The 26,126-nt window shown below is 66.5% G+C and carries 24 protein-coding genes; 7 read left to right on the top strand and 17 right to left on the bottom strand.

Annotated features, from left to right (window positions below; translation table 11 throughout):
- Positions 1-11: 11 nt before the first annotated feature.
- The 4 genes from PKE72_RS11745 to sdhC are packed head-to-tail and all read right to left on the bottom strand — an operon-like array spanning position 12 to position 3,479.
- Entirely contained in the window at positions 12-809 is a 798-nt protein-coding gene (locus PKE72_RS11745; RefSeq protein ID WP_271165566.1) for a succinate dehydrogenase iron-sulfur subunit, read from the bottom strand.
- 12 nt (positions 810-821) lie between these two features.
- Positions 822-2,606, bottom strand: a complete 1,785-nt coding sequence (gene sdhA / locus PKE72_RS11740) for a succinate dehydrogenase flavoprotein subunit (protein WP_271165565.1) — start codon at positions 2,604-2,606, stop codon at positions 822-824.
- 7 nt (positions 2,607-2,613) lie between these two features.
- Positions 2,614-3,018 (bottom strand): succinate dehydrogenase, hydrophobic membrane anchor protein, encoded by a 405-nt coding sequence (sdhD, locus tag PKE72_RS11735; RefSeq protein WP_271165564.1) that lies wholly within the window; start codon positions 3,016-3,018, stop codon positions 2,614-2,616.
- On the bottom strand, positions 3,015-3,479 hold the full coding sequence (sdhC, locus tag PKE72_RS11730) for a succinate dehydrogenase, cytochrome b556 subunit (RefSeq protein ID WP_271165563.1): 465 nt from the start codon (positions 3,477-3,479) through the stop codon (positions 3,015-3,017). The genes sdhD and sdhC overlap by 4 nt, the downstream gene beginning before the upstream one ends.
- Positions 3,480-3,744: 265 nt before the next feature.
- Here sdhC and PKE72_RS11725 point away from each other — a divergent pair, with 265 nt between their 5' ends.
- Both PKE72_RS11725 and alaS read left to right on the top strand, forming a co-directional pair.
- Positions 3,745-4,611, top strand: coding sequence for a pirin family protein (locus PKE72_RS11725; RefSeq protein ID WP_271165562.1), 867 nt, complete (start codon positions 3,745-3,747; stop codon positions 4,609-4,611).
- Between the two features lie 230 nt (positions 4,612-4,841).
- Positions 4,842-7,490, top strand: a complete 2,649-nt coding sequence (gene alaS / locus PKE72_RS11720; protein ID WP_271165561.1) for an alanine--tRNA ligase — start codon at positions 4,842-4,844, stop codon at positions 7,488-7,490.
- A gap of 337 nt (positions 7,491-7,827) precedes the next feature.
- Here alaS and PKE72_RS11715 read toward each other — a convergent pair whose 3' ends face one another.
- The 3 genes from PKE72_RS11715 to PKE72_RS11705 form a co-directional block, all read right to left on the bottom strand.
- Complete coding sequence (locus tag PKE72_RS11715) at positions 7,828-8,379, bottom strand: DUF2939 domain-containing protein (protein WP_271165560.1); 552 nt, start codon at positions 8,377-8,379, stop codon at positions 7,828-7,830.
- A gap of 45 nt (positions 8,380-8,424) precedes the next feature.
- Positions 8,425-9,006: a DUF2939 domain-containing protein gene (locus PKE72_RS11710; RefSeq protein ID WP_271165559.1), complete on the bottom strand. Its 582-nt coding sequence runs from the start codon at positions 9,004-9,006 to the stop codon at positions 8,425-8,427.
- Positions 9,007-9,286: 280 nt separating this feature from the next.
- Complete coding sequence (locus PKE72_RS11705) at positions 9,287-10,507, bottom strand: NADP-dependent isocitrate dehydrogenase (RefSeq protein WP_271165558.1); 1,221 nt, start codon at positions 10,505-10,507, stop codon at positions 9,287-9,289.
- A gap of 184 nt (positions 10,508-10,691) precedes the next feature.
- Between PKE72_RS11705 and PKE72_RS11700 the strand changes: the two genes are divergently transcribed.
- From PKE72_RS11700 to PKE72_RS11685, 4 genes are read left to right on the top strand one after another with little or no spacing between them, the layout of a single operon-like run.
- A complete protein-coding gene (locus tag PKE72_RS11700; RefSeq protein ID WP_271165557.1) occupies positions 10,692-10,823 on the top strand; it encodes a hypothetical protein in 132 nt (43 codons plus the stop codon).
- Entirely contained in the window at positions 10,820-11,032 is a 213-nt protein-coding gene (locus PKE72_RS11695; RefSeq protein ID WP_271165556.1) for a hypervirulence associated TUDOR domain-containing protein, read from the top strand. Before PKE72_RS11700 ends, PKE72_RS11695 begins: the two co-directional genes overlap by 4 nt.
- 5 nt (positions 11,033-11,037) lie before the next feature.
- Positions 11,038-12,177 (top strand): DUF1176 domain-containing protein, encoded by a 1,140-nt coding sequence (locus PKE72_RS11690; RefSeq protein ID WP_271165555.1) that lies wholly within the window; start codon positions 11,038-11,040, stop codon positions 12,175-12,177.
- Complete coding sequence (locus PKE72_RS11685) at positions 12,174-13,082, top strand: NAD(P)/FAD-dependent oxidoreductase (RefSeq protein WP_271165554.1); 909 nt, start codon at positions 12,174-12,176, stop codon at positions 13,080-13,082. The genes PKE72_RS11690 and PKE72_RS11685 overlap by 4 nt, the downstream gene beginning before the upstream one ends.
- Before the next feature lie 7 nt (positions 13,083-13,089).
- On the opposite strand, the gene PKE72_RS11680 is transcribed toward PKE72_RS11685, so the two are convergent.
- The 3 genes from PKE72_RS11680 to glmM form a co-directional block, all read right to left on the bottom strand.
- Complete coding sequence (locus PKE72_RS11680; protein ID WP_271165553.1) at positions 13,090-14,919, bottom strand: DUF885 domain-containing protein; 1,830 nt, start codon at positions 14,917-14,919, stop codon at positions 13,090-13,092.
- A gap of 25 nt (positions 14,920-14,944) precedes the next feature.
- Complete coding sequence (locus PKE72_RS11675; RefSeq protein ID WP_271165552.1) at positions 14,945-16,780, bottom strand: DUF885 domain-containing protein; 1,836 nt, start codon at positions 16,778-16,780, stop codon at positions 14,945-14,947.
- Positions 16,781-17,042: 262 nt separating this feature from the next.
- The gene (gene glmM / locus PKE72_RS11670) at positions 17,043-18,392 is read right to left on the bottom strand and encodes a phosphoglucosamine mutase (RefSeq protein WP_271165551.1); all 1,350 of its coding nucleotides are present in this window, start codon (positions 18,390-18,392) and stop codon (positions 17,043-17,045) included.
- Positions 18,393-18,571: 179 nt separating this feature from the next.
- Between glmM and glmS the strand changes: the two genes are divergently transcribed.
- Positions 18,572-20,386, top strand: coding sequence for a glutamine--fructose-6-phosphate transaminase (isomerizing) (gene glmS / locus PKE72_RS11665; protein WP_271165550.1), 1,815 nt, complete (start codon positions 18,572-18,574; stop codon positions 20,384-20,386).
- Here the strand turns inward: glmS and PKE72_RS11660 are convergent.
- From PKE72_RS11660 to PKE72_RS11630, 7 genes are all read right to left on the bottom strand, one after another.
- Positions 20,347-21,027 carry a Crp/Fnr family transcriptional regulator gene (locus PKE72_RS11660; protein ID WP_271165549.1) on the bottom strand — a complete coding sequence of 227 codons (681 nt, stop codon included), beginning with the start codon at positions 21,025-21,027 and terminating at the stop codon, positions 20,347-20,349. The genes glmS and PKE72_RS11660 overlap by 40 nt on opposite strands.
- Positions 21,028-21,076: 49 nt before the next feature.
- Positions 21,077-21,820 (bottom strand): Crp/Fnr family transcriptional regulator, encoded by a 744-nt coding sequence (locus tag PKE72_RS11655; RefSeq protein WP_271165548.1) that lies wholly within the window; start codon positions 21,818-21,820, stop codon positions 21,077-21,079.
- Entirely contained in the window at positions 21,817-22,080 is a 264-nt protein-coding gene (locus tag PKE72_RS11650) for a DUF6894 family protein (protein WP_271165547.1), read from the bottom strand. The genes PKE72_RS11655 and PKE72_RS11650 overlap by 4 nt, the downstream gene beginning before the upstream one ends.
- A gap of 55 nt (positions 22,081-22,135) precedes the next feature.
- The gene (locus PKE72_RS11645) at positions 22,136-22,630 is read right to left on the bottom strand and encodes a class I SAM-dependent methyltransferase (protein ID WP_271165546.1); all 495 of its coding nucleotides are present in this window, start codon (positions 22,628-22,630) and stop codon (positions 22,136-22,138) included.
- A gap of 230 nt (positions 22,631-22,860) precedes the next feature.
- Positions 22,861-24,360 carry a phosphomannomutase/phosphoglucomutase gene (locus PKE72_RS11640; protein WP_271165545.1) on the bottom strand — a complete coding sequence of 500 codons (1,500 nt, stop codon included), beginning with the start codon at positions 24,358-24,360 and terminating at the stop codon, positions 22,861-22,863.
- Between the two features lie 55 nt (positions 24,361-24,415).
- Positions 24,416-25,501, bottom strand: a complete 1,086-nt coding sequence (locus PKE72_RS11635; protein WP_271165544.1) for a glycosyltransferase family 4 protein — start codon at positions 25,499-25,501, stop codon at positions 24,416-24,418.
- Between the two features lie 76 nt (positions 25,502-25,577).
- The gene (locus tag PKE72_RS11630) at positions 25,578-26,039 is read right to left on the bottom strand and encodes an Lrp/AsnC ligand binding domain-containing protein (protein WP_271165543.1); all 462 of its coding nucleotides are present in this window, start codon (positions 26,037-26,039) and stop codon (positions 25,578-25,580) included.
- Positions 26,040-26,126 lie beyond the last annotated feature (87 nt).

Here is a 26,126-nt window from a genome sequence, read left to right as displayed (position 1 = left end):
ATAGGCGGCGGTTAGGCCGCCTGTTTCTTGCGGCTGGGGGCGACCATCAGCTTCTTGGTTTCGGCGATGGCCTTGGCCGGGTTCAGGCCCTTGGGGCAGACCTGGGCGCAGTTCATGATGGTGTGGCAGCGGTACAGTTTGAACGGGTCTTCCAGGTCGTCCAGACGTTTCTGCGTGGCGTCGTCGCGGCTGTCGGAGATCCAGCGATAGGATTGCAGCAGCGCCGCCGGGCCGAGGTATTCCTCCTGGTTCCACCAGTAGCTGGGGCAGGAGGTGGAGCAGCAGGCGCACAGGATGCACTCGTACAGGCCGTCCAGTTTTTCGCGCTCGGCCGGGGTCTGGAGCCGTTCCTGTTCCGGGTCGGGCTCGTCCGACTGGAGATAGGGCTGGATCGAGTCATACTGGGCGTAGAACAGGCTCAGGTCCGTCACCAGGTCCTTGATCACCGGCTGGTGCGGCAGGGGGGCGATGGTGATGTTGTGCGATTGGCACTCGTCCCAGCCCTTGGTGCAGGCCAGGGTGTTGCGCCCGTCGATGTTCATCGAGCAGGAGCCGCAGATGCCTTCGCGGCACGAGCGCCGGAACGACAGCGTCGGGTCGATCTCGTTCTTGATGTGGATCAGGGCGTCCAGCAGCATCGGACCGTGGTCGCCCGTGGGCACCTCGAACGTGTCCCAGCGCGGGTCGGCGTCGACCTCGGGGTCATAACGATAGACCTTGTAGGTCTTGACGTCCTTGGAGCCGGGCGCGGCCTTGTGGACCTTGCCCTTGGTCGGCTTGGAGCCGCGGGGGAGGGAGAGTTGAACCATCTGTGTTCGACCTCAGTAAACCCGAGCCTTGGGCTCGATGTACGCGATGTCGTCGGACATCGTGTAATTGTGCACGGGGCGGTAGTCGATCTGGACCTGCTCGCCCGGACGCTTCCACGCCAGGGTGTGTTTCATCCAGTTGGCGTCGTCCCGGTCCGGATAGTCCTCGCGGGCGTGGGCGCCGCGCGATTCCGTGCGGTTCAGCCCGCTCTCGATGGTGACGACGGCCTGGGCGATCAGGTTGTCGTACTCCAGCGTCTCCATCAGATCCGTATTCCAGATCAGGCCGCGATCGGTGGTCTTGATATCATCCCCCGCCGCATCGATCGCCCGCAGCTTGTCCACGCCCTGCTGCAACGTCTCGCCGGTCCGAAACACCGCTGCATCGGCCTGCATAGATTTCTGCATAGAAAGGCGAAGTTCCGCCGTAGAAGTGGAACCGTTGGCGTTACGGAAGCGGTCCAGGCGGGCCAGGTGGGCGTCGGTCTGGGTCTTGGAGGCGGACGGCACGGCCGAGGCCTTGTCCACCACCTCGCCACAGCGCAGGCCGACGGCGCGGCCGAACACCACCAGGTCGGTCAGGGAGTTGGAGCCCAGGCGGTTGGCGCCGTGCACCGAGACGCAGGCCGCCTCGCCCACAGCCATCAGGCCGGGCACCACGCTGTCGGGGTTGCCGTCGCGCAGGGTCAGGACTTCGCCGTGATAGTTGGTCGGTATGCCGCCCATATTGTAGTGGACGGTCGGCAGGACCGGGATCGGCGCCTTGGTCACGTCCACGCCGGCGAAGATCTTGGCGCTTTCGGAAATGCCCGGCAGGCGCTGGTGCAGGATCTTGGGATCCAGGTGGTCCAGGTGCAGGAAGATGTGGTCCTTGTTCGGACCCACGCCGCGCCCTTCACGGATCTCGATGGTCATGGAGCGGCTGACCATGTCGCGCGGGGCCAGATCCTTCACGGTCGGGGCATAGCGTTCCATGAAGCGCTCGCCTTCCGAATTGGTCAGGTATCCGCCCTCGCCGCGCGCGCCCTCGGTGATCAGGCAGCCGGCGCCGTAGATGCCGGTGGGGTGGAACTGGACGAACTCCATGTCCTGCAGCGGCAGGCCGGCGCGCAACACCATGGCGTTGCCGTCGCCGGTGCAGGTGTGGGCGCTGGTGGCGCTGAAATAGGCGCGGCCGTATCCGCCGGTGGCCAGAACCACCATCTTGGCGCGGAACTGGTGAAGCTGACCGTTGTCGAGTTGCAGCGCCGTCACGCCGGTGCAGGCGCCGTCCTGCATGATCAGGTCCAGCGCGAAATATTCGACGAAAAACTTCACTTCGCGACGCACCGACTGGCCGTACAGGGTGTGCAGGATGGCGTGGCCTGTGCGGTCGGCGGCGGCGCAGGTACGCTGCACCGGGCCTTCGCCGAAGTTGCGGGTCATGCCGCCGAAGGCGCGCTGATAGATCTTGCCTTCCTCGGTGCGGCTGAAAGGCACGCCCCAGTGTTCCAGCTCGTAGACGGCCTTGGGCGCGTTGCGGACCAGATATTCGATCGAGTCCTGGTCGCCCAGCCAGTCCGACCCCTTGACGGTGTCGTACATGTGCCACTGCCAGCTGTCCTCGCCCATATTGCCCAGCGAGGCGGAGATGCCGCCCTGCGCCGCGACCGTGTGCGAGCGGGTCGGGAAGACCTTGGTGACGCAGGCGACCTTCAGTCCCTGCTGGGCGGCGCCGAGGGCGGCGCGAAGGCCGGAGCCCCCAGCGCCGACGACGACGACGTCGTATTCGTGGTCGATCAGTTCGTAAGCGGCCATCAGGGAATCAGGCTCCGAAACCGGCGGGCAGGGGCGCAGAACCCAGCGCCAACCGCACGATGAAGAACAGGCTGGCGGCCGCCAGCACGAAGAAGACCAGGTTCAGCAGACCCGTCAGCGCCTTGCGGGCGCCGGCCTGGGGCACATAGTCCTCAAGGATGACCTTCCAGGCCAGGCTCAGATAGCCGAACAGCAGCACGGCCGTGACCGCCAGCAGGCCGGCGTTCAGCGGATTGGCGAACCAGTCCAGCACGGCGTCATAAGCGGCGCCCGCCAGGGTGAAGCCGGTCGAGGCGACCCACAGGCCCAGCGGCAGAAGGGCCGTCAGCAGCACCCGCTCGGCCAGCCATTCGCCGCCGCCGTGGCGCTCGGAAATCTTGACGTTGTTCTTGAACTTAACGGCGCCGCTCACAGCGAGACCCTCCCGACAGCGAACAGGACGACCCAGAACAGGATCGCCAGGGGGACCGGCGCCCAGACCGCGATGTTCGACAGCGCAGTCGCCGACTTGATCGTCAGCCCGTTGCCCGTGTCGTTGATCGTGTGGCGCGCGCCGTTCAGGATGAAGGAGAACAGGACCGCCGTCAGGCCGAAGCCGACGAACAGGCCCAGCGGCGAACCCGCCAGGGCCAGGGCCGTCTCATAGGCCTCGGGCCCGAAGGCCAGGGCGCCCAGCCAGGCGACAATGAACACCAGGCCGACGCTGGCCGCGATCAAGGTCGCGCGGAACAGGATCGAGGCGGCCATGGTCACGTGCCAGCGCCAGATTCCCATGTGGGGGGAGAGCGGCGTCTTGTGACCGTTGGGCTGGACGACGAAACGACCGGTCCGGTCGCCCGATGCAACCCCCGGGGTCGGGTTGGGTTGAGTCATGCGAATGGTTCTCAAAAGCGAATGAATTCAATCGCCGTGTGCGGTTGCGAAGGCTTTTGTGACCCTAGAGGGACGGTGTCAACGGACCGTTGATCACTTAGCGGATTCTAGCGTCGCTTAGCCCGATCCGTGTCGAAATCGCGATATTCAAGGCATGATCGATCCACGCTCCGCCTGAGACGAAGCTTTTACGCGGCGCCCTGGGTTTTGGATCGCCGCGCCGCGCCACGCTCGCCAAAACCGCGCCGGCCCTTATATGGACCCCATGACCGAGACCACGCCCCGCCCCGTTCTTCGCCTGCATCCCGCCCACCGCGACGACATCGGCGACCTGACCACGCGCCGCCCGGTGCCCGGTCCGGGACTGGACCAGGTCGATCCCTTCCTGTTCCTGAACCACCACGGGCCCCAGACCTATGCGCCGGGCAACGCCGGCCTGCCCTTCGGCCCGCACCCGCACCGGGGGTTCGAAACCGTCACCTTCATCCTGGACGGCGAACTGGCCCACAACGACTCCGGCGGCGGCGAGAGCATCATCAAGGCGGGCGGGATCCAGTGGATGACCGCCGGCTCGGGCCTGATCCACGCCGAACTGTCGCCGGCCGATTTCAAGCGCGACGGCGGGCCGATGGAGATCCTGCAACTGTGGGTGAACCTGCCGTCCCGGCTGAAGATGACCAAGCCCGACTATGTGGGGCTTCAGGCCGCCGACATCCCGACCTTCACCACCGAGAGCGGCGTCACGGTCGAGCCGGTCTCCGGCGAATGGCTGGGGGTCAAGGCGCCGATCCAGTCGCTGATCGACATTCATCTGGCTGTCGTCCGCCTGCCCGCCGGCGCCCGGTTCGAAGTCCCCGTCGCCGCCGGCCGCACCGTCTTCTTCTATGCGATCAAGGGCGGGGTCTGCGTCGCCGGAACCCCCGTGCCCGAATGGAACCTCGCCGCCCTAGGCGACGGCGACGCGGTCGCGATCACGGCCCAGACCGACGCCGTCGTCCTGCTGGGCCACGCCGAACCGATCAATGAGCCGGTCTTCAGCCACGGCCCCTTCGTCATGACCACCCGCGAAGAAATCATCCAGGCGATCGAAGACTATCAGTCCGGCAAGTTCGGTCCGCCGCCGCGGGTGTGAGGAATGCCGCCCGCTAAATTCGTCATCCTCGGGCTTGTCCCGAGGATCCATACGCCCGGTGTGCGCCGTGAAGGCGCGGTCGGGGACACGGCCCGACGTCCGATACCGGGCGTATGGATCCTGGGCACAAGGCCCAGGATGACGGCAGGAAGGGGCGGATGATGCGTTCCCCGACAAAACCCTATATGACGCCGGTTCCTTAGCGACCGCCCAGCCGAAGACACGCCCAAATGCCCAGCCTGAACGAGATCCGCGCCACCTACCTCGACTTCTTCGCGGCCGACGGCCATGAGAAGGTGCACTCGGCGCCGCTGGTGCCGCAGAACGATCCGTCCTTGCTGTTCGTCAATGCGGGCATGGTGCCGTTCAAGGACTATTTCACCGGCGCGTCCAAGCCGCCCTATCCCCGCGCCACCAGTTCTCAGAAATGCGTCCGCGCCGGGGGCAAGCACAATGACCTGGACAATGTCGGCTACACCGCCCGCCACCTGACCTTCTTCGAGATGCTGGGGAACTTCTCCTTCGGCGACTATTTCAAGGAACACGCCATCGACCGGGCGTGGAAACTGGTCACGCAAGAATTCGGCCTGGACGCCAAACGCCTGCTGGTCACGGTCTATATCGACGACGACGAGGCCGCCGCGATCTGGAAGAAGGTCACCGGTTTCGGCGACGACAAGATCATCCGCATCGCCGGCAGCGACAATTTCTGGGCCATGGGCGACAGCGGTCCCTGCGGCCCCTGCACCGAGATCTTCTGGGACCACGGCGACAAGATCCCCGGCGGCCCTCCCGGCTCGCCGGACGAGGACGGTGATCGCTACGTCGAGATCTGGAACAACGTCTTCATGCAGTTCGAGAAGGAGAACGACCAGATCGTTCGCAACCTTCCCAAGCCCAGCGTGGACACCGGCATGGGGCTGGAGCGGATGACCACCGTGCTCCAGGGCGTGCATTCGGTGTTCGAGACCGACCTGTTCAAAACCCTGATCGCCGCCTCGGAAGACGCCACATCGACCAAGTCGGACGGCGAGCGCGCCGCCAGCCACCGGGTCATCGCCGACCACCTGCGCTCGTCCTCCTTCCTGATCGCCGACGGCGTCACCCCGTCGAACGAGGGCCGGGGCTATGTGCTGCGCCGGATCATGCGCCGCGCCATGCGTCACGCCCACCTGCTGGGCGCCGCCGACCCGCTGATGCACCGTCTGGTCCCGACCCTGGTGGCCCAGATGGGCGACGCCTATCCGGAACTGGCCCGCGCCCAGCCCTTCATTGAGGACACGCTGAAACAGGAAGAGGTCCGTTTCCGCACCACGCTCGGTCGGGGCATGGCCCTGTTCGACACCGCGGTTCAAGGCTTCAAGCCGGGCGACATGCTGGACGGCCAGACCGCCTTCACCCTGTCCGACACCTACGGCTTCCCGCTGGACCTGACCCAGGACGAAGCCCGGCGTCGCGGCTTCTCGGTCAATGTCGACGGGTTCGAATCCGCCATGGCCGAACAGCGCCAGCGTTCGCGCGAACATTGGAAGGGCTCGGGCCAGACCGCCAACACCAATGAATGGCTGGCGATCCGCGACCGCATGGGGCCGACCGTCTTTACCGGCTATGACAACATCGAGGGTTCGGGCGAGGTTCTGGCCCTGATGAACGGCGGCGCTCCGGTCGAGACGGCCGAGGCCGGCGACATCGTCGAAATCCTGTTCGACAACACCCCCTTCTATGCCGAAAGCGGCGGCCAGACCGGCGACCAGGGCACGCTGGAATGGCCCGGTGGGGAAGCCGAGGTTCTGGACGTCAAGAAGCACGCCGGCGACCTGCACGTCCTGTCGGCCCAGATCACGGCCGGCGCGCTGCAGATCGGCGCCCGCGTCGCCCAGCTGGTGGACGCCGACAAGCGCACCACCACCCGCGCCAACCACTCGGCCGCCCACCTGCTGCACACGGCCCTGAAGAATGTGCTCGGCCCGGCGGTCGCCCAGAAGGGCCAGCTGGTCGATTCCGAGCGCGCCCGTTTCGACTTCAGCCACGGCGCTCCCGTGACCGAGGACGAGCTGGCGGCCATCGAGGCCGAGGTCAACGCCGTCATCCGCCAGAACGTCCCTGCGGAGACCAGGCTGATGGCCCCGCAGGAGGCCATCGAGGCCGGCGCCATCGCCCTGTTCGGCGAGAAATACGGCGACGAAGTCCGGGTCCTGACGCTCGGCCGCTCGCTGGTCAGCGACAACGCCCCCTATTCGGTCGAACTGTGCGGCGGCACCCATGTGGCCCGTACCGGCGACATCGGCCTGTTCAAGGTGATCCAGGAAACCGGCGTCGCCGCCGGCGTGCGCCGCATCGAGGCCCTGACCGGCGAGGCGGCCCGCCTCTATCTGGAATCCCAGGCCAAGGTGACGCGCAACCTGGCCCGCGACTTCAAGATCCAGACCCAGGACGTCCCCGGACGGGTCGAGGCCCTGCAAGGCTCGGTCAAGACGCTGGAGAAACAGGTCGCCGAGCTGAAGAAGCAACTGGCCCTGGGCGGCGGCTCGGGCGCGGCCTCTGCGCCGGAAGAGATCGGCGGGATCAAGCTGATGGCCCGCGTCCTCGACGGGGTGGACGGCAAGGGCCTGCGCGGCGTGGCCGAGGACTTCCGTAAACAGGTCGGAACCGGCGTCGTCGCCCTGATCGGTGTCACCGAGGGCAAGGCCGCCGTCACCGTCGCCGTCACCTCGGACCTGACGGACCGCGTCAACGCCGCCGACCTGGCCCGCGCCGCCGTCATCGCCATGGGCGGCCAGGGCGCCGGCGGCAAACCCGACTTCGCCCAGGGCGGCGCCCCCGACGGGTCCAAGGCCGAAGACGGTCTGGCGGCCGTCCGTGAGGCGCTGAAGGACTGAGCCCACCCATCTTTCGTCATTCCGGGTCTACGGGCCAAGCGGCCCTTCGCCCGGAATGACGAAAGGAAGAATGGCGGGGAAGATCAGGCCCGCTCAGCGCCGTCCGCGCGCAATTCCGAAAACAATCCTTCGGCGATTCAACCCCTTGGCTTCGCGGAAAGCCGATCGACCCATCACGCGTTCAAACGCCCGTAGAATGGCAGCATGATCGCGGGACGTGACGAATGACTAAGAACTCTGCACCAGGCGGCGCCGGTCTTCCTGACCTCCGCCGAAATTGCACTCTTTTGCACATTGCACCCGTTTTCGGGGGTGCAGTGCAACTGGGCCGGCGCCCCTACCCCATCGGGTCGGGCGTCAGATCCACCCCCGCCAGCTTCCAGTGCAAGGGCCCGCGCCGCTCCAGGATCAGCACCAGAGCGTCGTCGGGCCGGTCGTCGCGGGTCAGGGTTACGGCGAACCGGTTGATCCCGCGATAGGCCCAGGACTGATGGATCTGCTCCTTCGGCGTCGCCGGCGTGTCGGACGCGGGCACGGGTCGCTCGGGCCGGGGCTTGTCGCCGGACCGGACCATGGCCGCGATCCCCTCGGGCGTGACCAGACCGTCCACGGCCCCCTCGACCAGCGACGGCGCCAGCAGCATCCCAAGGGCGGCCATGGCCCGGTCGCCGCCGGTCCGCTCGCGGATCTCCAGCGCCGCGCGGGCGTTCAGCTCGGCCTTCAGACTGGCCCGGAAGGCGGGGAAGTCCACGGACTGCTCCAGACCGGCCACATCCCCCGTCCGCGCCGCCCGGATCAGCGCCTGGGCCGCCACGAAGGGCGAGATGAAACAGGCGGCCAAGGCCAGGCCCAGAATGGCCGCGACCAGTCCGATGGCGATCTTCTTCATGCTTACTCCTGATGCCGAAACGTCGAGACGGGCCAGATGTTGCGCCTAGGGCGCCGTCGCAGGCGCAGCCGCCTGAGGCGCCGCCGGCGCCGACCCGTCGGGCAGGCCGATCTGGACCAGCATCCACTCGAACGGCCCCCGCCGCTCGAAGGTGAAGACGGTGCGTGATCCGCCCTGGTCCTCAACCGCCATCCGCATCCGGTTCACGCTCCAGAACACCGGCCGGGGCCAGGGTTTGCGCGTCTCGGCGCCGGCCGCCGGTGGAGTCGCCGCCGACCAGTGGCTGGCGTAGCGCCCTTCGCCGCGCGTCAGGGCCGACAGGGCGGCCGGCGTCAGATAGGCGTCCACGTCCGGCGTGTTCAGGATCGGGTTCCGTTCCATCTGGCGCCGGACCGCCCCGATCGGGTCTTCGAGGAACGAGGGCGCCGGCGCCTGGACCGCGCCGCTCAGCTGCGGCCGCAGCGACTGGCGCACGGCCTGGAAGTCGATCAGCCGGGTCAGCCCCTGCACGTCCCCCGCCTCCGCCGCCGACCTTATGGCGAAGAAGCCCACCGCCGGCGCGGCGAAGAAGGCCACGACGGCCGCCACCAGCCCCAGAACCACCAGATTGCCGAACAGCCGTTTCACGTCGCTTCCCCCGCCCTCGGCCCGATCATGCACGGCCTCTGCGACGACGCAACGAAAAGCCCCGCCGGACGGATCCGACGGGGCTCTTTCTTGGTGTCCTACCGCGCGTCGCGCTGCTTGAGGACGGTCTGTGTCCTACCGCGCGTCGCGCTGCTTGAGGACGTCTTGGTGTCCTACCGCGCGTCGCGCTGCTTGAGGACGTCTTGGTGCCCTACCGCGCTTCGCGCTGCTTGAGGACGTCTTGGTGCCCTACCGCGCTTCGCGCTGCTTGAGGACGGGCTCAGCCGACGTCGGGCAGAGCCGTCTTCAGGTTCTCGGCGACCTTGTCGAGGAAGCCCTCGGTGGTCAGCCAGCCCTGTTGATCGCCGACCAGCAGCGCCAGGTCCTTGGTCATGAAGCCGGCTTCGACAGTGTCCACGACGACCTTCTCCAGGGTGTCGGCGAAGACGCCAAGGGCCTCGTTGCCGTCCAGCTTGGCGCGGTGCTTGAAGCCGCGGGTCCAGGCGAAGATCGAGGCGATGGAGTTGGTCGAGGTGGCCTCGCCCTTTTGGTGCTGGCGATAGTGGCGGGTCACGGTGCCGTGGGCGGCTTCCGTCTCCAGCACCTTGCCGTCGGGCGTCATCAGCACCGAGGTCATCAGGCCCAGCGAGCCGAAGCCTTGGGCCACCACGTCCGACTGCACGTCGCCATCATAGTTCTTGCACGCCCAGACGAAGCCGCCCGACCACTTCATCGCCGCCGCGACCATGTCGTCGATCAGGCGGTGCTCATAGGTCAGGCCGCGCGCCTTGAACTCGGCGGCGTAGTGGGCGTCGAACACTTCCTGGAAGATGTCCTTGAAGCGGCCGTCATAGGCTTTCAGGATCGTGTTCTTGGTCGACAGATAGACCGGATAGTTGCGTTGCAGGCCATAGGCGAACGAGGCGTGGGCGAACTCGCGGATCGAGTCGTCCTGGTTGTACATGGCCATGGCGACGCCGGCGCCGGGCGCCTTGTAGACTTCATGCTCGATCACGGCGCCGTCTTCACCGACGAACTTGATCGTCAGGGTGCCCGGTCCGGGCATCAGGAAGTCGGTGGCCTTGTACTGGTCGCCGAAGGCGTGACGGCCGACGACGATGGGTTGGGTCCAGCCCGGCACCAGGCGCGGCACGTTCGAGCAGATGATCGGCTCGCGGAAGACCACGCCGCCCAGGATGTTGCGGATGGTGCCGTTGGGCGACTTCCACATCTTCTTCAGGCCGAATTCCTTCACCCGGGCCTCGTCCGGGGTGATGGTGGCGCACTTGACGCCGACGCCGTGCTTCTGGATCGCGTGGGCGGCGTCGATCGTCACCTGGTCGTCGGTGGCGTCGCGGTGCTCCATGCCCAGGTCGTAGTAGTCCAGCTCGAGATCCAGGAACGGGAAGACCAGCTTGTCCTTGATCATCTGCCAGATGATGCGGGTCATTTCGTCGCCGTCGATGTCGACGATGGGGTTTTCGACCTTGATCTTGGCCATGCGTGCGGTCCGCCTCTGACTTTTGGGGAAAGAATATCGTGGCGGGGATATAGCCGGGCCGGGCGTCCGCGCAAACCCCGCCTTCGGTTAACCCTGCCCGGAAAAAACCCCGCGTGGCCAAGCTGAACCAAGCACGCCGATCCGGCCTTGTTGACGGCCCACGCATCAAACGGGGAACGACGACATGACGGACGAGGAGCGCGACCTAGTCGAACGGTGGATTCTCGCCTTTTGCGAGCCGCCGCCCGTGGTCGATGCGGAACTGATGCGACGGCTGCTCGCTGAACCGCATCTGCCGAAGGAGGCCGCACCATGACGGACAGGACGTTCAAACTCGGCGACCGCGTGAAGTGGGATCACAGCCAGGGGACGACCACCGGAAAGGTCGTGCGCAAGATCACCGCCAAGACGCATATCAAAGGCCATGAGGTAGCGGCCTCGCCCGAGAATCCGGAGTATGTCGTCGAGAGCGCCAAGACCGGCGCCCGCGCCGCGCACAAACCTGCGGCGCTGAGAAAGGCATGAGGATCATGGGTCTGTTTCGTAGGGGCGCCCTGGCGGCGTTGACGATTTCCGCCGCAGCGGTCGCGGCATGTGGCGATCGAGAGCCCGCGCCGCGTCCCGGTCCGAGCCAGCCCGCCGCTTCCGGGACGACGGCGACACCGTCGGCGCCGGCCGTGCTGCAGACCCGGAGCGAAACGCGCCAGTTCCGGGACTGGAGCGCCACCTGCAGCAACGACGGGACCTGCTGGGCCTTCGGCTTTGCACCCGACTTTGCGGCGGGCTGGGTCCGCATCGCCTTGCCGCCGGGCCCCGACGCCAGGCCGGAGGTCGCCTTCGGCTATTGGCCGGACAGCGACGCGCCCGCCTCGACCGCCGTCGGCCTTCAGATCGACGACCGCGCCTTCCCGGCGACCCTGGACAACGGCGGCCAGACGCCGGTCGGCCGCATCCGCTCCGACACCATCCCCCTCATCGATGCGATGGCCCAGGGCCGTTCGATGACGATCAAGGGCGCGACGACCCAGGCTGTCTCCCTGAACGGGGCCGCCGCCGCCCTGCTTTGGATCGACGAGAAACAGGGCCGCCTGGGCACGACCACCGCCCTGATCCGCCGGGGCGATCGCCCCGCCTCAAGCGTCCCTGTGGCCCCGCCCCTGCCGACCGTCCCGGTCGCGCCCCGCATCGATCAGACCGGTTTCGGCGACAGCGGCCAGACCCTGCCCGCAACCCTGCGCGCTCGAAGGGAGGTGGGCGACTGCCTCAAGGAGTCGCAGATGTCCGGCATAGGCGACGGAGTCTCGTCCGCACGGTTGGACGCCCGAACGGTGCTGTGGGCGGTGGCTTGCGGATCAGGCGCCTACAACCTGACCCACTTCTGGTACCTGACCGGGCCGGACGGACGCGAGCCCCGTCCCGTCGCCTTGGTCGGAACCGCCGGACCGGGCGCGAACCCGGTCATGGCGGACAACACCACCATCAACGGCGCCTATGATCCCGAGACCCGCACCCTCTCCGCCTTCGCCAAGGGCCGGGGCATCGGGGACTGCGGCGCGCTCCAGACCTGGGCCTGGACCGGCGACCGCTTCGCCCTGACGCGTGAGAGTTCGATGGGGAATTGCGCCGGCGTCCCCAATGACCTGTGGCCCGTCGCCTGGCGCACCCGATGACGGATACTGAGGTTCTGATCATCGGCGCCGGCCCGGCCGGCCTGACGGCGGCGACCTATCTCGGCCGGTTCCGGCGCCGCACCCTGGTGATCGACGCCGGCGAGCCCCGCGCCTGCTGGATCCCGTTGAGCCACAATATGCCGGGCTTTCCCTCCGGCGTCTCCGGCGCGGACATCCTGACGCGGATGCGCGAACAGGCCGAGGAGTTCGGGGCGGTCATCGAACCCGGCCGGGTCGAGCGTTTGGCCCACGACGGCGACGGCTTCGTCGCCCACGTCCAAGGCCGTGAGATCCGCGCCCGAGCGGTGCTTCTGGCGACGGGCGTCGTCGATCACCACCCCGACCTGCCGGGCGTGGAGCGGGCGGTTCAGCGCGCCCTGGTCCGCATCTGCCCCATCTGCGACGGCTACGAGGCGACCGACAAGGCGGTCGCCGTCATCGGCCACGACGACAAGGGGGCGCGCGAAGCCGCCTTCCTGCGCACCTATTCCGACCGGGTGACGCTGATCCATATCGGGCCGCCCCAGGCTTTGACCCGGCACGAGGAACTGGACCGGCTGGGCGTCGAGCTGATCGTCGCACCGTTGGAGGCCGTCAATCTGGAACAGGACCGGGTCACCGCCCTGGGCTGGGGCGGCCGGACCCGCGCCTTCGATCTGGTCTATTCCGCCCTGGGCACGTCGCCCAATGCCGAACTGGCGCAGGGCCTCGACGCCCGTCTGGCGCCCGACGGCCGGCTCGAGGTCGATCTGCATCAGGCCACCAGCGTGCCGGGACTCTATGCCGCCGGCGACGTGGTGCGCGGCCTCAACCAGATCGCCGTCGCCACGGCCGAGGCGGCCGTCGCCGCCACCGACATCCACAATCGTCTGCGCCGGATCGACGGGCTGACGGTCTCCGACTAGTCCCCCACTAAGCCTGGGTCGCGATCCAGCCGTCCACGATCCGCTCCAGCACCGACAGGGGCACGCCGCCGGCGGCCAGGGTCTTGTCGTGAAAGCCCTTGATATCGAACCGGTCGCCCAGGCTCGTCCTCGCCTTTTCGCGCAGACGCACCCATTCGGTATGTCCGACCTTGTAGCTGCAGGCCTGGCCGGGCCAGACGCAGTATCGATCAATCTCGGTGGCTATGGCGCTTTCCTCGTCGCCGCCCGTATCCACCATATAGCGGATCGCCTGTTCCCGGCTCCAGCGCTTGTGGTGCAATCCGGTGTCGGCCACCAGGCGCGAGGCGCGGAACAACAGGCTCTGCAGATAGCCCAGTTCCCCGAAACGGTCCTCGGCGTAGACGCCCATCTCGTCGGCCAGCTGCTCCGAATACAGCGCCCAGCCTTCACCGTGGGCGCTGAAGAAAAGCGCCTTCGAGATCAAAGGCAGGCGGGTGTTTTCGATCGCCAACGTGCCCTGGAGATGATGCCCCGGCAGCGCCTCATGATAGGCCAGGGTCGGCAGGCTGAAGCGCGGACACTCGGCCGTGTCGCGCAGATTTATATAGAAGGCGCCCGGTCGCGACCCGTCCAGACTGGGCGCCACGGCATAGCCGCCCGGCGCCCCGGCCTCGATGGCGGCGGGGACGCGGCGGACCTCCACCCTCGCTTTCGGCAGCCGTCCGAAATACTGCGGAAGCCGAGCCTCCATGTCGGCGATCTGGGCGTTCAGATCCGCCAGGATCTGGGCCTTGCCCGCATCGGTGTTCGGATAGATCTGCGACGGCTGTCGGCCCAGGGCGGCCATTCGCCGACCGACTGTCCCCTCGGTCATGCCCTCGGCCTTCAGCAGGGCGTCCATGCGTGAGAGAATGTCGCGCGACTGGTCCAGCCCCATCTGATGGATGGTCTCGGGGTCGAGATCGGTGGTGGTCATCAGCCGCAGATTGGCGGCGTAATAGGCCTCGCCCTGAGGCCGGGCCCAGAGGCCCGCGTCGGTCGTGGCGCGAGGCCTCCAGGTCTCGAGCAGGGCGATCTGTCGCTCCAGCGCGGGATAAATCTCTCGCTCGACGATGACGGCGGCGCGCTCCGACCAATCGCCAGCGATGCCCTTCTCCGCAGTGCGTCGGGCGATGCTGCGCGTCAGGCCGGCCTCGGCGGCGGTCGGCGCACGCAAGGCCCGCATCTGGTCCAGCGCCTTGGCGACGATGAAGATCGGCGGAATCACGCCGCGATCCGCGTCTAGGCCGCTGGCCTCGGTCTCCTGACCCAGAACCTGTGCGAACGCCGAGAGGCGAGACAGATAGGCGTCTGCGTCGGCGGCGGTCTCGATCGAATGCTGGGTGTCGAGGAAATCCGGCGTCGCCTGATAGGCGCCGGTCAGCTGGGAGACCGTATAGGGCTGAAGCGGATACACGCTGGGATCGACGAAGCCGAAATCGCCGTAGCCGAAACCCTTTGCCGCATCGAGAGCCTCGGCCTGGAAACGAACCACTTCGAAACTGGCGGCGCTCTGGCCAGTCAAGGTCGAGGCGTCGACGGCGCGGATCTCGGCCAGCCAGGCCTCGTTGAGGGCGATCGCCTTGGCTCGGTCCTGAAGGCCCCGCCCCGCCAGGGCGGATTTCAGGCCGGCGCGGGCTCCTGTGTCGAGGCCGAGATTGGTCGCCAGCTGCGGATTGATATCGACGGCCTGCTCGCCGATCCGGGCGACGACGGCGTCCGCCGCCGCCGTCTGGGCGCGTGCAAAGGCCGGCGCGGCGAATGCTGCAACGCTCGCCAGAGCGCCCGTCTTCAACAGTTGGCGTCGGTCGATCATCTCAGCCTCCTCGGCCATCGCAGGCCTAGGCCTGCGTCGCGATCCAGCCGTCCACGATCCGCTCCAGCACCGACAGCGGCACGCCCCCAGCGGCCAGGGCCGTGTCGTGGAAGCCCTTCAGGTCGAACTTGCCGCCCAGGCTCGTCTTGGCCTTTTCGCGCAGCCTGACCCATTCGTTGTGACCGACCTTGTAGGCGCAGGCCTGACCCGGCCAGCCGCAATAGCGCTCGACCTCGGACACGGCGGCCCCTTCCTGATCGCCATAGGCTTCCATCATGTACTGTATGCCCTGTTCGCGGCTCCAGCCCTTGGAATGGATGCCGGTGTCCACCACCAGACGGGCGGAGCGGAACATCAGCGACTGGATATAGCCGATCTGCCCCACCGGATCGTTCTCATAGGCCCCCAGCTCGTCGGCCAGCTGTTCGGCGTACAGGCCCCATCCCTCGACATAGGACGCAAAGCCCAGCAGATTCATGAACTTGGGCGCCGCCGCACTCTCCTGCTGCAGGCTGATCTGCAGATGGTGGCCCGGCGCCGCCTCGTGATAGGTCAGGGTCGGCAGGGTCCAGGACGGCCACTCCGCCGTGTCCTTCAGATTGATCCAATAGATGCCCGGCCGCGTCCCATCCAGGCTGGGCGAGTTGTAGTAGCCCATCGGCGCGCCGGCCTCGACCTCGGGCGGCACGCGCTTGATCTGGACCGAGGCCTTGGGCAGGCGGCCGAAGGCGCTGGGCAGACGGGCCTGCATATCGGCCATCTGATCGTTCAGCTTCTCGATCAGTTCGGCCTTGCCGGCGTCGGTGTTGGGATAGACGTATTTCGGATCCTGGCCCAGGGCGCGGATCCGTTCGGCGACCGTTCCCTGGGTCAGGCCCTGGGCCTGCAGCAGGGTGTCGGCGCGAGCGCTCAGCTCGGCCATCTGAGCGCGGCCGGTGCGGTGGATCTCGTCCGCCGTCAGTCGGGTGGTGGTGATGAAGCGCAGGCTGTTGGCGTAATACTGCTGCCCCTGCGGCAGGCGACGAACCGAGGCCTCATGTCCTGCGCGCGGCAGGGCCGCCTTCAACAAGGCGTTCTGGGCCGAGAGGGCGGGATAGACCTTCTGGGTCAGCAGGGCCTCGACCTGGGCGCCCCAGTCGCCCGACAGGCCCTTGGCCTTCGTCCGATCCACCACCGAGGCGACCATGGGCGAGGCGGCGGTGTTGGTGGCCAGTATGCCGTCCTGCTGGCCGATAGCCTTGGCCAGGATGAAGTCCGGCGGGATCACGCCCAGGGCGTAGTCTTCACGCAGCCGCTCGGTCTCGGCGCTCAGGACCTCGGCGAAGGCCGCCACGCGGGCCACATAGGCGTCGGCGTCGGCGGCCGTCTCGATCGTGTGCTGGTTGGCCAGGAAGTCGGGCGTCGACTGATAGGCCCCGCCCTGCTGGCTGACCCGATAGGGATTGGGCCATCCGCCCTGGCCATAGGGAATGGCGAAGGTGGCGATCACCCCATCCAGATTGTCGGCGATGGTGTCGTAATAGATGCCGTCCTGGGCGTCCATCGACGCGCGGTCCAAGGCGGTCAGGGCGGCGCGCTGGGCCTTGGTGAAGGCGCGGAACTTCTCTTCGTTCTCCAGAGTCGGCGCGGTCAGCTGGGACTTGGCGGCGGCGCGCGCGCCATTGTCCAGACCGAAGGCGGTCACGGCCTCAGGGCTGAGATCCAGGGTCTGTTCGAAGGCCTGGTCCATAAAGGCGGCCAGCGCGGCCTTGGCCTGGCCGGCGTCGCCGGCCGGCGCGTTCAGCGCCCATGCCTGACCATTGGCGGCGGCGAGGCCCGCGCCTGCGGCGGCGGACAGAAGAAGGCGGCGACGGTCGATCATGGAAGGCCCCAGCGAATATGTCTGGCGCCAATGGAGCGCCGGTCGCTCCGCCCCGCAAGTGAAATCGCGGACAGGCAGGCCCCGTCCTGCTCCCATAGGCAGAAGGTGGCCCGGAGGGCCGGATGAGGGTTCCGCCGGTGGGCCAGCTCGCACCACCGGAGCCCTCACTCTTTGGCTGCTTCGCGCCGCGCTTCGGGTCGCGCCAGAACGACGGCTTCGCCGCCGTGCGCTCAAGCCCTCTCCCGCCGGGAGAGGGAGGCTGTCAGCCCGCCGCCTTCACCGCCGCAGACACGTCCGACACCACCCGCTTGACCAGGGCCGCGTCGTCGCCCTCCGCCATGACGCGGATCAGTTTCTCCGTGCCCGAGGGCCGGACCAGCAGTCGTCCCGAACCGTTCAGCGCCGCCTCGGCCTCGGCGATGGCCGCCTTGACCGTGTCGTTCTCCAGCGGCTTGCCGGCGGTGAAGCGGACATTCTCCAGCTTCTGCGGCACCGGATCGAACTGGCGGGCCAGTTCGCTCATCGGTTTTCCAGCCTCGACCAGAACCGCCAGCACCTGCAAGGCCGCCATCAGTCCGTCGCCGGTGGTGGCGTGGTCGTGCAGGATGATGTGGCCCGACTGTTCGCCGCCGATGTTGAACCCGCCCTCGCGCATCCGCTCCATCACATAGCGGTCGCCGACCTTGGTGCGCTCCAGCGTCAGACCCTCGGCCTTCAGACGACGCTCCAGACCCAAGTTGGACATGACGGTAGCCACCACCCCGCCCCCGGCCAGTCGCCCGCGCTTTGCCCAGTCCAGCCCGACCAGGGCCATGATCTGGTCCCCGTCCACCACCTGGCCCTTTTCGTCGCAGATGATCAGCCGGTCGGCGTCGCCGTCCAGAGCGATGCCGATGTCGGCGCGGTAGCGTTTGACCGCTTCGACCAGGGTGGCCGGATGGGTCGAGCCGCATTCGGCGTTGATATTGGTTCCGTTGGGCGTGACCCCCACGGGGAAGACCTCGGCCCCCAGCTCGAACAGGGTGGTGGGCGCGACCTTGTAGCCGGCGCCATTGGCGCAATCGATGGCGATCCGCAGCCCCTGCAGGCTCAGCCGCTTGGGGAAGGCCTGTTTGGCGATCTCGATATAGCGCGCCTGGGCGTCGTCGATCCGCTTGACCCGGCCCAGCTTGTTCGACGGCGCCAGCCCCTGGTCCAGGCCGTCGTCCATCAGGGCTTCGATCTTCAGCTCGATCTCGTCCGACAGCTTGTAGCCGTCCGGCCCGAACAGTTTGATCCCGTTGTCGGCATAGTCGTTGTGCGAGGCCGAGATCATCACCCCCAGGTCGGCGCGCATCGACCGGGTCAGCATGGCCACCCCCGGCGTCGGCACTGGGCCGAAGGTCCGCACGTCCATGCCCACCGAGGCGAAACCGGCGACGAGGGCCGGCTCGATCGTATAGCCCGACAGCCGCGTATCCTTGCCGATCACCACCAGATGGCGCCGGTCGTCGCCCGTGCGGAACAGCTTGCCGGCGGCCAGGCCCACGCGCAGCGCGACCTCGGCCGTCATCGGATAGGTGTTGGCGCGCCCACGAATGCCGTCGGTGCCGAAATATTTCCTGTCGCCCACGGGCTGGTCCTTCGTCTGACGGTTCCCGAACAGGAAACCTTCCGAAACCCCTTTTTAGGTGCGGTCCGTCCTAAGATTGCATAGACGGCCGGTGGGGGCTGGTGCGTGGCTTAGCCCCGGATCGCCGTCCGTGCAAAGCGGCGCCCTTCTGTTTCCTTCTTCCTCGGAGTTCCCAGCGCATGTGCGGCATCATCGGCGTCACCGGCAATGGACCCGTCGTTCCTCGGCTGATCGACAGTCTGAAACGGCTGGAATACCGGGGCTATGACTCGGCCGGCGTCGCCGCTGTGGTGGATGGATCGGTCGAGCGCCGTCGCGCCCAGGGCAAGATCCGTAATCTGGAAGCCGTTTTGGTCGAGGCGCCGCTGACGGCCACGGTCGGCATCGGCCACACCCGCTGGGCCACCCACGGAGCCCCGACCACCGTCAACGCCCACCCGCACAAGGCCGGCCGCGTCACCCTGGTCCACAACGGCATCATCGAGAATTTCGCCGAGCTGAAGGCCGAACTGGCCGCCGAGGGCCATGTCTTTGAAAGCCAGACCGACACCGAGGTCATCGCCCACCTGCTGGACGCCGAGCTGAACACCGGGCGGCCGCCGCTGGAGGCCTTCAAGATCACGCTGGATCGGCTGACCGGCGCCTACGCCCTGGCGGTGCTGATCGACGGCGAGGACGATCTGATCCTGGGCGCCCGTCGCGGCAGTCCCCTGGTGGTCGGCTGGGGCGAGGATGAAATGTATCTGGGCTCGGACGCCCTGGCGGTCGGCCCCTTCACCCAGAAGATCTCCTATCTGGAAGAGGGCGATTACGTCGCCGTGACCAAGGGCGGGGCCCGGATGTTCGACGTCGCCGGCAAGCCGGTCGAACGGGCTGTGGTCCAGGTCTCCGCCTCCTCGGCCATGGTCGAGAAGGGCGAATACCGCCACTTCATGGAAAAGGAGATCCATGAACAGCCCGACAGCGTCCAGCACACCCTGTCGGAATATCTCGACCTGGTGACGGGCACGGCCAAAACCAACGCCGTCGACTTCGCCGCCATCGACCGCATCCAGATCGTCGCCTGCGGCACCGCCTTCTACGCCGGCCAGATCGGCCGCTACGCCTTCGAGAAGATCGCCGGTCTGCCGTGCGACGTCGAGATCGCGTCCGAGTTCCGCTACCGCTCGCCGGCAGTGTCGCCAAAGACCCTGGCGGTCGCCGTCAGCCAGTCGGGCGAGACGGCTGACACCCTGGCCAGCCTGACCTGGTGCAAGGCGCACGGATTGATGACCGCCGCCGTGGTCAATGTCCACTCCTCGTCGATGGCGCGCGAGGCCGATGTGCTGTGGCCGACCCATGCCGGGCCCGAGATCGGCGTGGCCTCGACCAAGGCCTTCACCGCCCAGGTCGCGGCCCTGCTGGCCCTGGCCGTGGCGGCGGGCGTGGCGCGCGGTCGTATCGATGCGGCCCAGGAGCACGAACTGGTCAAGGCCCTGTTCGAAAGCCCCCGCCTGATCGCCGAGGCCCTTCGCATGGACGCCAGCATCCGCGCGGTGGCCCACGATCTGGCCAAGGCCGACGACGTCCTGTTCCTGGGCCGGGGCGCCATGTTCCCCCTGGCCATGGAAGGCGCGCTGAAGCTGAAGGAGATCAGCTATATCCACGCCGAGGGCTATGCCGCCGGCGAGCTGAAGCACGGCCCCATCGCCCTGATCGACGAAGAGACCCCCACCATCGCCCTGGCCCCCCTGGACGATGTGTTCGAGAAGACCGCCTCAAACCTGCAGGAGGTCGCCGCCCGCGGCGGCCCGGTGATCATGATCGCACCGGAAAGGGCTCCGGATCCGCACGGCGCCGGCATCCGCCGCATCCACGCCCCGGACTGCCACCCCCTGATCGCGCCCCTGGTCTACGCCGTGCCGGTCCAGCTTCTGGCCTATTACACCGCCGTCCAGAAAGGCACCGACGTCGATCAACCCCGCAACCTGGCCAAGTCCGTCACGGTGGAGTGAGCCGCCCGTTCGCGAGCGGCGCCGACCGCCGCTGTACTCAGGGCGTCAACGTCGCAAAGACGGATCGCCGCCCGCCCGACCCGAATGGCCCCTGCCGCCTGCAACTCGCCGCCGGCGGTTGAGATTCCGGCCCGGCGAACGGCCAGAAGATCGGCGATGTCGCTCTGGCGCAGCGGTATTTCCATCGCCTGGCTCAAGCCATGGATATCGAGCAGCAGCGCTGCCAGACGCTCCGTGACCCTTCCGCGCGCCTGACGCTTCACTTCTGCATGGGCGGCGTCCATCCGGCGGCGCAGATCCGCCAGGGCGGTCTCGACCAGGGTAGGACGCTCGATCATCTCGACCAAACGTGCCGCCGGGATCGTGATCTGCCGCCCTGCGGTCAGCCACAAGCCGTCTTCCTTCGCCAGTCCCCCGACAGCGGCGTCAAAGTTCAGAAGGTCGCCCGGACCGGCCAGCCCGAGGCAGAGGGAGTCCCGCCCTTGCCGCGCCACCGCGCCCTCTAGCACCAGGGTGACGACCGACAGGCCGTCCTGAACCGGCGAGATGCGGTCCCCGGACGCGGTCAGTTGTTCCATCAGATCGACGCCCTGAACCGCCAAGCGGGAGAGCAGAGCTTGCGCGAGATTCTGTTCGGACATGACGCCGATCAACCCCAGAGCGGGGTCGCGCGCGATAACATGGATTAAGTCAGACCGGTTCGTTCTGTAGCCGCAGATAGGTGGCGTCGAACTCTGCGATCTCCGCCAGCCTGTGCCAGTCCAGAATTTCGACCTGGCCTCCGCTCCAGTTGATCACCCCTTCGCCCCGGAGTTCGGTGACCAGACGGCTGACATGGACGGTGGACAGGCCCAGGGCGTCGGCCAGTACGGCCTGGGTCAGGGGCAGATCGAACCGCAGTCGCCCGGACTGACCGACCGCCTGGAGGCGCAGATACAGTTCGCAGATCAGGTGGGCCAGATGGCCCAGGCCGCTGCGCCGACCCATCGCGACCAGCCATTGGCGGTGGATGGCCGCATCGATGATCGTGTCCAGCCACAGCAGCCGTGTCAGGTGCGGGTGGCGTTCGGTCAGGGCGATCAACTTCACATGGGGCGCCGGTGCGACGACGCAGTCGGTCAGGGCCACGACGCCATGGTCCATCTGCTTCATCAGCAGGCTGTGCAGATCGATGAAGTCACCGGGCACATTGATCTCGGTGATCTGGCGCCCGCCGTCCGAAAGGCTGCTGTACCGCGCCGAGAACCCAGAGATCAGCAGAGTGCTCTGCTGGGGATGCGCGTGCTCCTTGACGATGTCCACGCCGCCGCGAACCTCCTGGGGAGTCCCCAGAACGTCTCGAAGCGCTTCAATCTCTTCCGGGCTGACATGATCACGCTGGGACAGTTTGTCGATCAGTGTAGCGATCTTCGGTTGGGGTCCGGGCTTGGTCATGTCCCGCTCTCTGCCAGCGTCCAGCCCTCAGGCGGGGCGTCGGACGCCTTGGCTGTAACGCTGACCACCGTATGCCCATCGGCGTCGGTCACGATCACGCTGAACGAAGCCGTCTCCCAGAATGCCGCGCCCCTGTACCGCAGAATCTCCCCCAGAACCGCTACCGCCTCTTCACGCGCAGCCTCGACATCGGGCAGATCTTCGCCCTGATCATCCCGAATACAATCGCCGTTGTCGGTGTGAAAATAGAAGTGCGGCAATCGGGCCTCCAGCATCAGGTCTGGAGGAAGCGGTCATCGGGTCGATTGGTTCAGATCAAGCTGCGCGATCCAGGACGAAAGCCAAATCGGAGGTCCGCCACATCGCCAGATAACCATCGTCGTGGAGCGGGACAGGGAAGTCATAGGGCGCGATTCTCAAATTTAGAATCCTGGACATGCCCCCGAAGTTGCGGGGGAGCTCCTCGTTCGGAACAGGGTCGCCATTTGAGGTGATTAGCAAATAGGTGGCGCCGGACCGGATCATGTTTGCAATCGCCTTCCAAACATCGGATTCGACTAGATGATTCACCATGTCCTTGGAAAAGATCAAATCAGCGCGCGCCGGTATCTGGGTGGTGATATCCAAAGCGCGAAACGACACTTCGGGATAGCGTTTTTGGTTTTCCGCTATCAAACCATCGACAATATCATAGCCTGTATATTCGATATCTGGATGGTTCTTCAGGAACTGCGGCATCCAATTGAAGTCGCCACACGGCACATCGGCGATCGACTGAATACCATATCTTTCGACCATTTGCGGCAGCACGAGCAACGCCCGATGGACAGACCCAGAGTCCAAGGTCGAGCCAGGCCCCGAGGCGGATTCCGACGATCCCCAGCAGCGCCTTTCATACACGTCCGTAAACCGTGCCTTAAGATCCCTGGGATCTGTCGAAGTTGGTTTCATCCGGAGGAATTTCCGGATTCTGCTGCGGAAGCGTTTGATAGACATCGGCATGCTCATCTTTTTGGACCAGGTTCGACAAATGCGAGTCTTCAGATTTCCTGATTGAAGGCGCCGATCTCGGAATAGGCGGCCAGGCGCGGCTTGATCTCTTTGCGGAACAGGTCGCGCATGTCGTCCTCGGACCGCATGCTCTCGACCACCACCACCAGTTCGGGCTTGTTCGACGAGGCGCGGACCAGGACCCATGAGCCGTCCTCAAGGTGCACCCTCACGCCGTTGACGGTGATGGCCTCAAGGATTTTTCGGCCCAGAATCTCGCCGCCGGCCTCGGCCAGATCGGAGTATTCCTTCACAATCCGCTCCAGCACGCCGTACTTCAGTTCGTCGTCGCAATGGGGCGACATGGTCAGGCTGGTCCAGGCGTCCGGCAGGGCCGCCTTCAGTTCGCTGAGCGTCTTGCCCGGATTGCGATCCAGCATGGCCAGCACGGCGCCGGCCGCGACCAAGCCGTCGTCGTAGCCGTGGCCCAGGTCGCCGGCCATGAAGAAGTGCCCCGACTTCTCGAACCCGGCCAGAGCGCCCAGTTCGGCGGTCTTGCGCTTGATGTAGGAGTGACCCGTCTTCCAGTAGACCACCTCGGCGCCATTGGCCTTGAGGACTTCATCGGTCTTGTAGAGGCCGGTCGATTTCACATCGACCACGAAGGTGCTGTCCGGATAGACCCTGGACAGGTCGCGGGCCAGCATCAGGCCGATCTTGTCGGCGAAGATTTCCTCGCCCGTGTCGTCCACCACGCCGCAGCGGTCCCCATCGCCGTCGAAGCCCAGGGCCAGGTCGGCGCCCGTTTCGCGCACCCGCTCGGCCATCTGCACCAGCATGGCGTGATCTTCCGGGTTCGGATTGTATTTTGGGAAGGTATAGTCGAGGTCGGTGTCCATCTCGATCACCTCCACCCCCATCCGCCGCAGGGCGTCGGGGGCGAAGGCGCCGGCGGTGCCGTTGCCGCAGGCGCAGACCACCTTCAGCGGGCGCTTGATCTGGACCTTGGAGGCGACGTCGGCGACATAGGTCTCGCGGAAACCCTCGACCCGCACCAGCTTCCCGCCCGGCCGGGCCACGCCCTCGCCGTTCAGCACGATCTGTTTCAACCGGGCCATTTCCTCAGGGCCGAAGGTCAGGGGCTTGTTCGCCCCCATCTTCACGCCGGTCCAGCCATTCTCGTTATGACTGGCGGTGACCATGGCCACGCAGGGCGCGTCCAGCTCGAACTGAGCGAAATAGGCTACGGGCGACAGGGCCAGGCCGACGTCCAGCACCTCCATTCCGCCTTCCAGCAGGCCCAGGATCAGGGCCTGTTTGACGCTGAGGCTGTAGCTGCGGAAATCATGGCCGGTGACGATCTTCGGCGCCACGCCGATCTCATGAACATAGGTGGCAAGGCCCAGGCCCAGAGCCTGGATGCCGAGGAGATTGATCTCCTTCTCCAGGATCCAGCGTGCGTCATACTCCCGGAACCCCGTCGGCTTGACCAGCGCCTGCGTCTCATAGGCCGCGGTGTTCGGGCTCAGGTCTTGGCGCGGCTTGAGCATGACTCTTCCTTGTCCTTGGGGTCTGGCTTGCGATCATTGGCGATGCATGCCCGGACTAGGCGGCGGCGCGTTTTCTAATACGGGCTATACGTCGAAGGCGGCGCCAGAAACGGCCGCGCTCGGGTTCTGGGTAGGGCTCCAGATTCTCGACGAACTGCTCGGCCGAGGCGCGCCAGCTGAACTTTTCCGCATAGGCTCGGACATCCCGGCGGTCGAGCTTGAGGCATTGCAGACAAGCGGCCTTCAGGTCCTTATCGATCGCCCCCGCGTTCGAACCGGGAATGATATCGATCGGTCCGTGGGCCGGATAGGCGGCCACCGGCGTACCCGCCGCCATGGCCTCCAGAATCACCAGGCCGAAGGTGTCGGTCCAGCTGGGGAAGACGAAGACGTCGGCGTCACGGAAACAACGCGCCAGATCATCGCCGAATTTGGCGCCCAGGAACTTCGCTTCAGGATACTTTTCCTGAAGCTCTGCTCTCGCCGGGCCGTCGCCGACAATGATCTTGGTGCCGGGCAGGTCGAGTTCGAGGAAGGCCTCGATGTTCTTCTCCACCGCCACACGGCCCACGTTCAGGAAGAAGGGTCGCGGCCAGTCCTTGCCCCCCATCTCGTCATAGATCCGGTCCAGATCGGGGTTGAACATCTCGGTGTCTACGCCGCGCGACCAGGGGGAGACGTTCTTGAACCCATGTTCGACCAGCTCGTCGCGCAGGGTCGGGGTCGCCACCATCAGCCGGCCCGACGGCTTGTGGAACCACTTCATATAGGCGTAGCCGACCTGCACCGGGATCGGGAACCGGGCCGAGACATATTCGGGGAATTTGGTGTGGTAGCTGGTGGTGAACGGCAGTTTCCACTCCACGCAGATACGGCGGGTAGCGATGCCGATCGGCCCCTCCGTGGCGATGTGCACGGCCTCGGGCTCGAAGGCGCGCAGCATTTCGCGGATCTCCTCCTCCGCCCCCAGGGCCAGCCGGATTTCCGGATAGGTCGGGCAGGGAATGGTCTTGAACAGGCTGGGCTCGATGACCTCGACCTCGTGGCCCATGCCGCGGCATTCCGCGACGGTGCGGGTCAGGGTGCGGACGACGCCGTTGACCTGAGGTTCCCAGGCGTCGGTGGCCAGAACGATGCGCATTGAGGCGGGCGGACCCTGAGCCGTTAAGTAAGGGCGGAACTTCTAGACGGTTCGAATGACGAAGGCGAGACGTTCGCTACAGCGGCAGCACCGTCGTCGACTTCACCTCTTCGAGAACGGCGTAGGTCCTGGTCTCCCGCACGCCCGGCATCCTCACCAGAACGTCCCCAAGAAACGCCCGATAGGCGTCCATGTCTCCGACGCGCGCCTTGATCAGATAGTCGAAGCCGCCGGCGACCATATGACATTCCAGCACTTCCGGCTGGCTGCGCACGGCGGCGGCGAAGGCTTCGAAGACGTCGCCGGTGGTGCGGTCCAGCAGGACCTCGACGAAGATCAGCAGGTCGCGACCGACCTGGGCCGGATCGATCATGGCGGCGTAGCCAGTGATGATCTTCTTTTCCCGCAGGCGTTTGACCCGCTCGAAACAGGCGGCGGGCGACAGGTTGCACTGCCGCGCCAGTTCGGCGTTGGAGATGCGGGCGTCGGTCTGAAGCACCCGAAGGAGGCGGCGGTCGACGGCGTCTATCTCGATCATCTAAAATCGGGCCCAGATGCCGAACAATCTTCGGCCCAGCCCCTTATCATACGAAGCACCTTCAGTTAACTCCGGCATATACGGCGT

Source organism: Brevundimonas intermedia (genome assembly GCF_027922165.1).
Classification (GTDB): Bacteria; Pseudomonadota; Alphaproteobacteria; order Caulobacterales; family Caulobacteraceae; genus Brevundimonas; species Brevundimonas intermedia.
The sequence above is the reverse complement of the archived record's forward strand: the minus strand, read 5'-3'. Positions and strand labels throughout refer to the sequence as shown.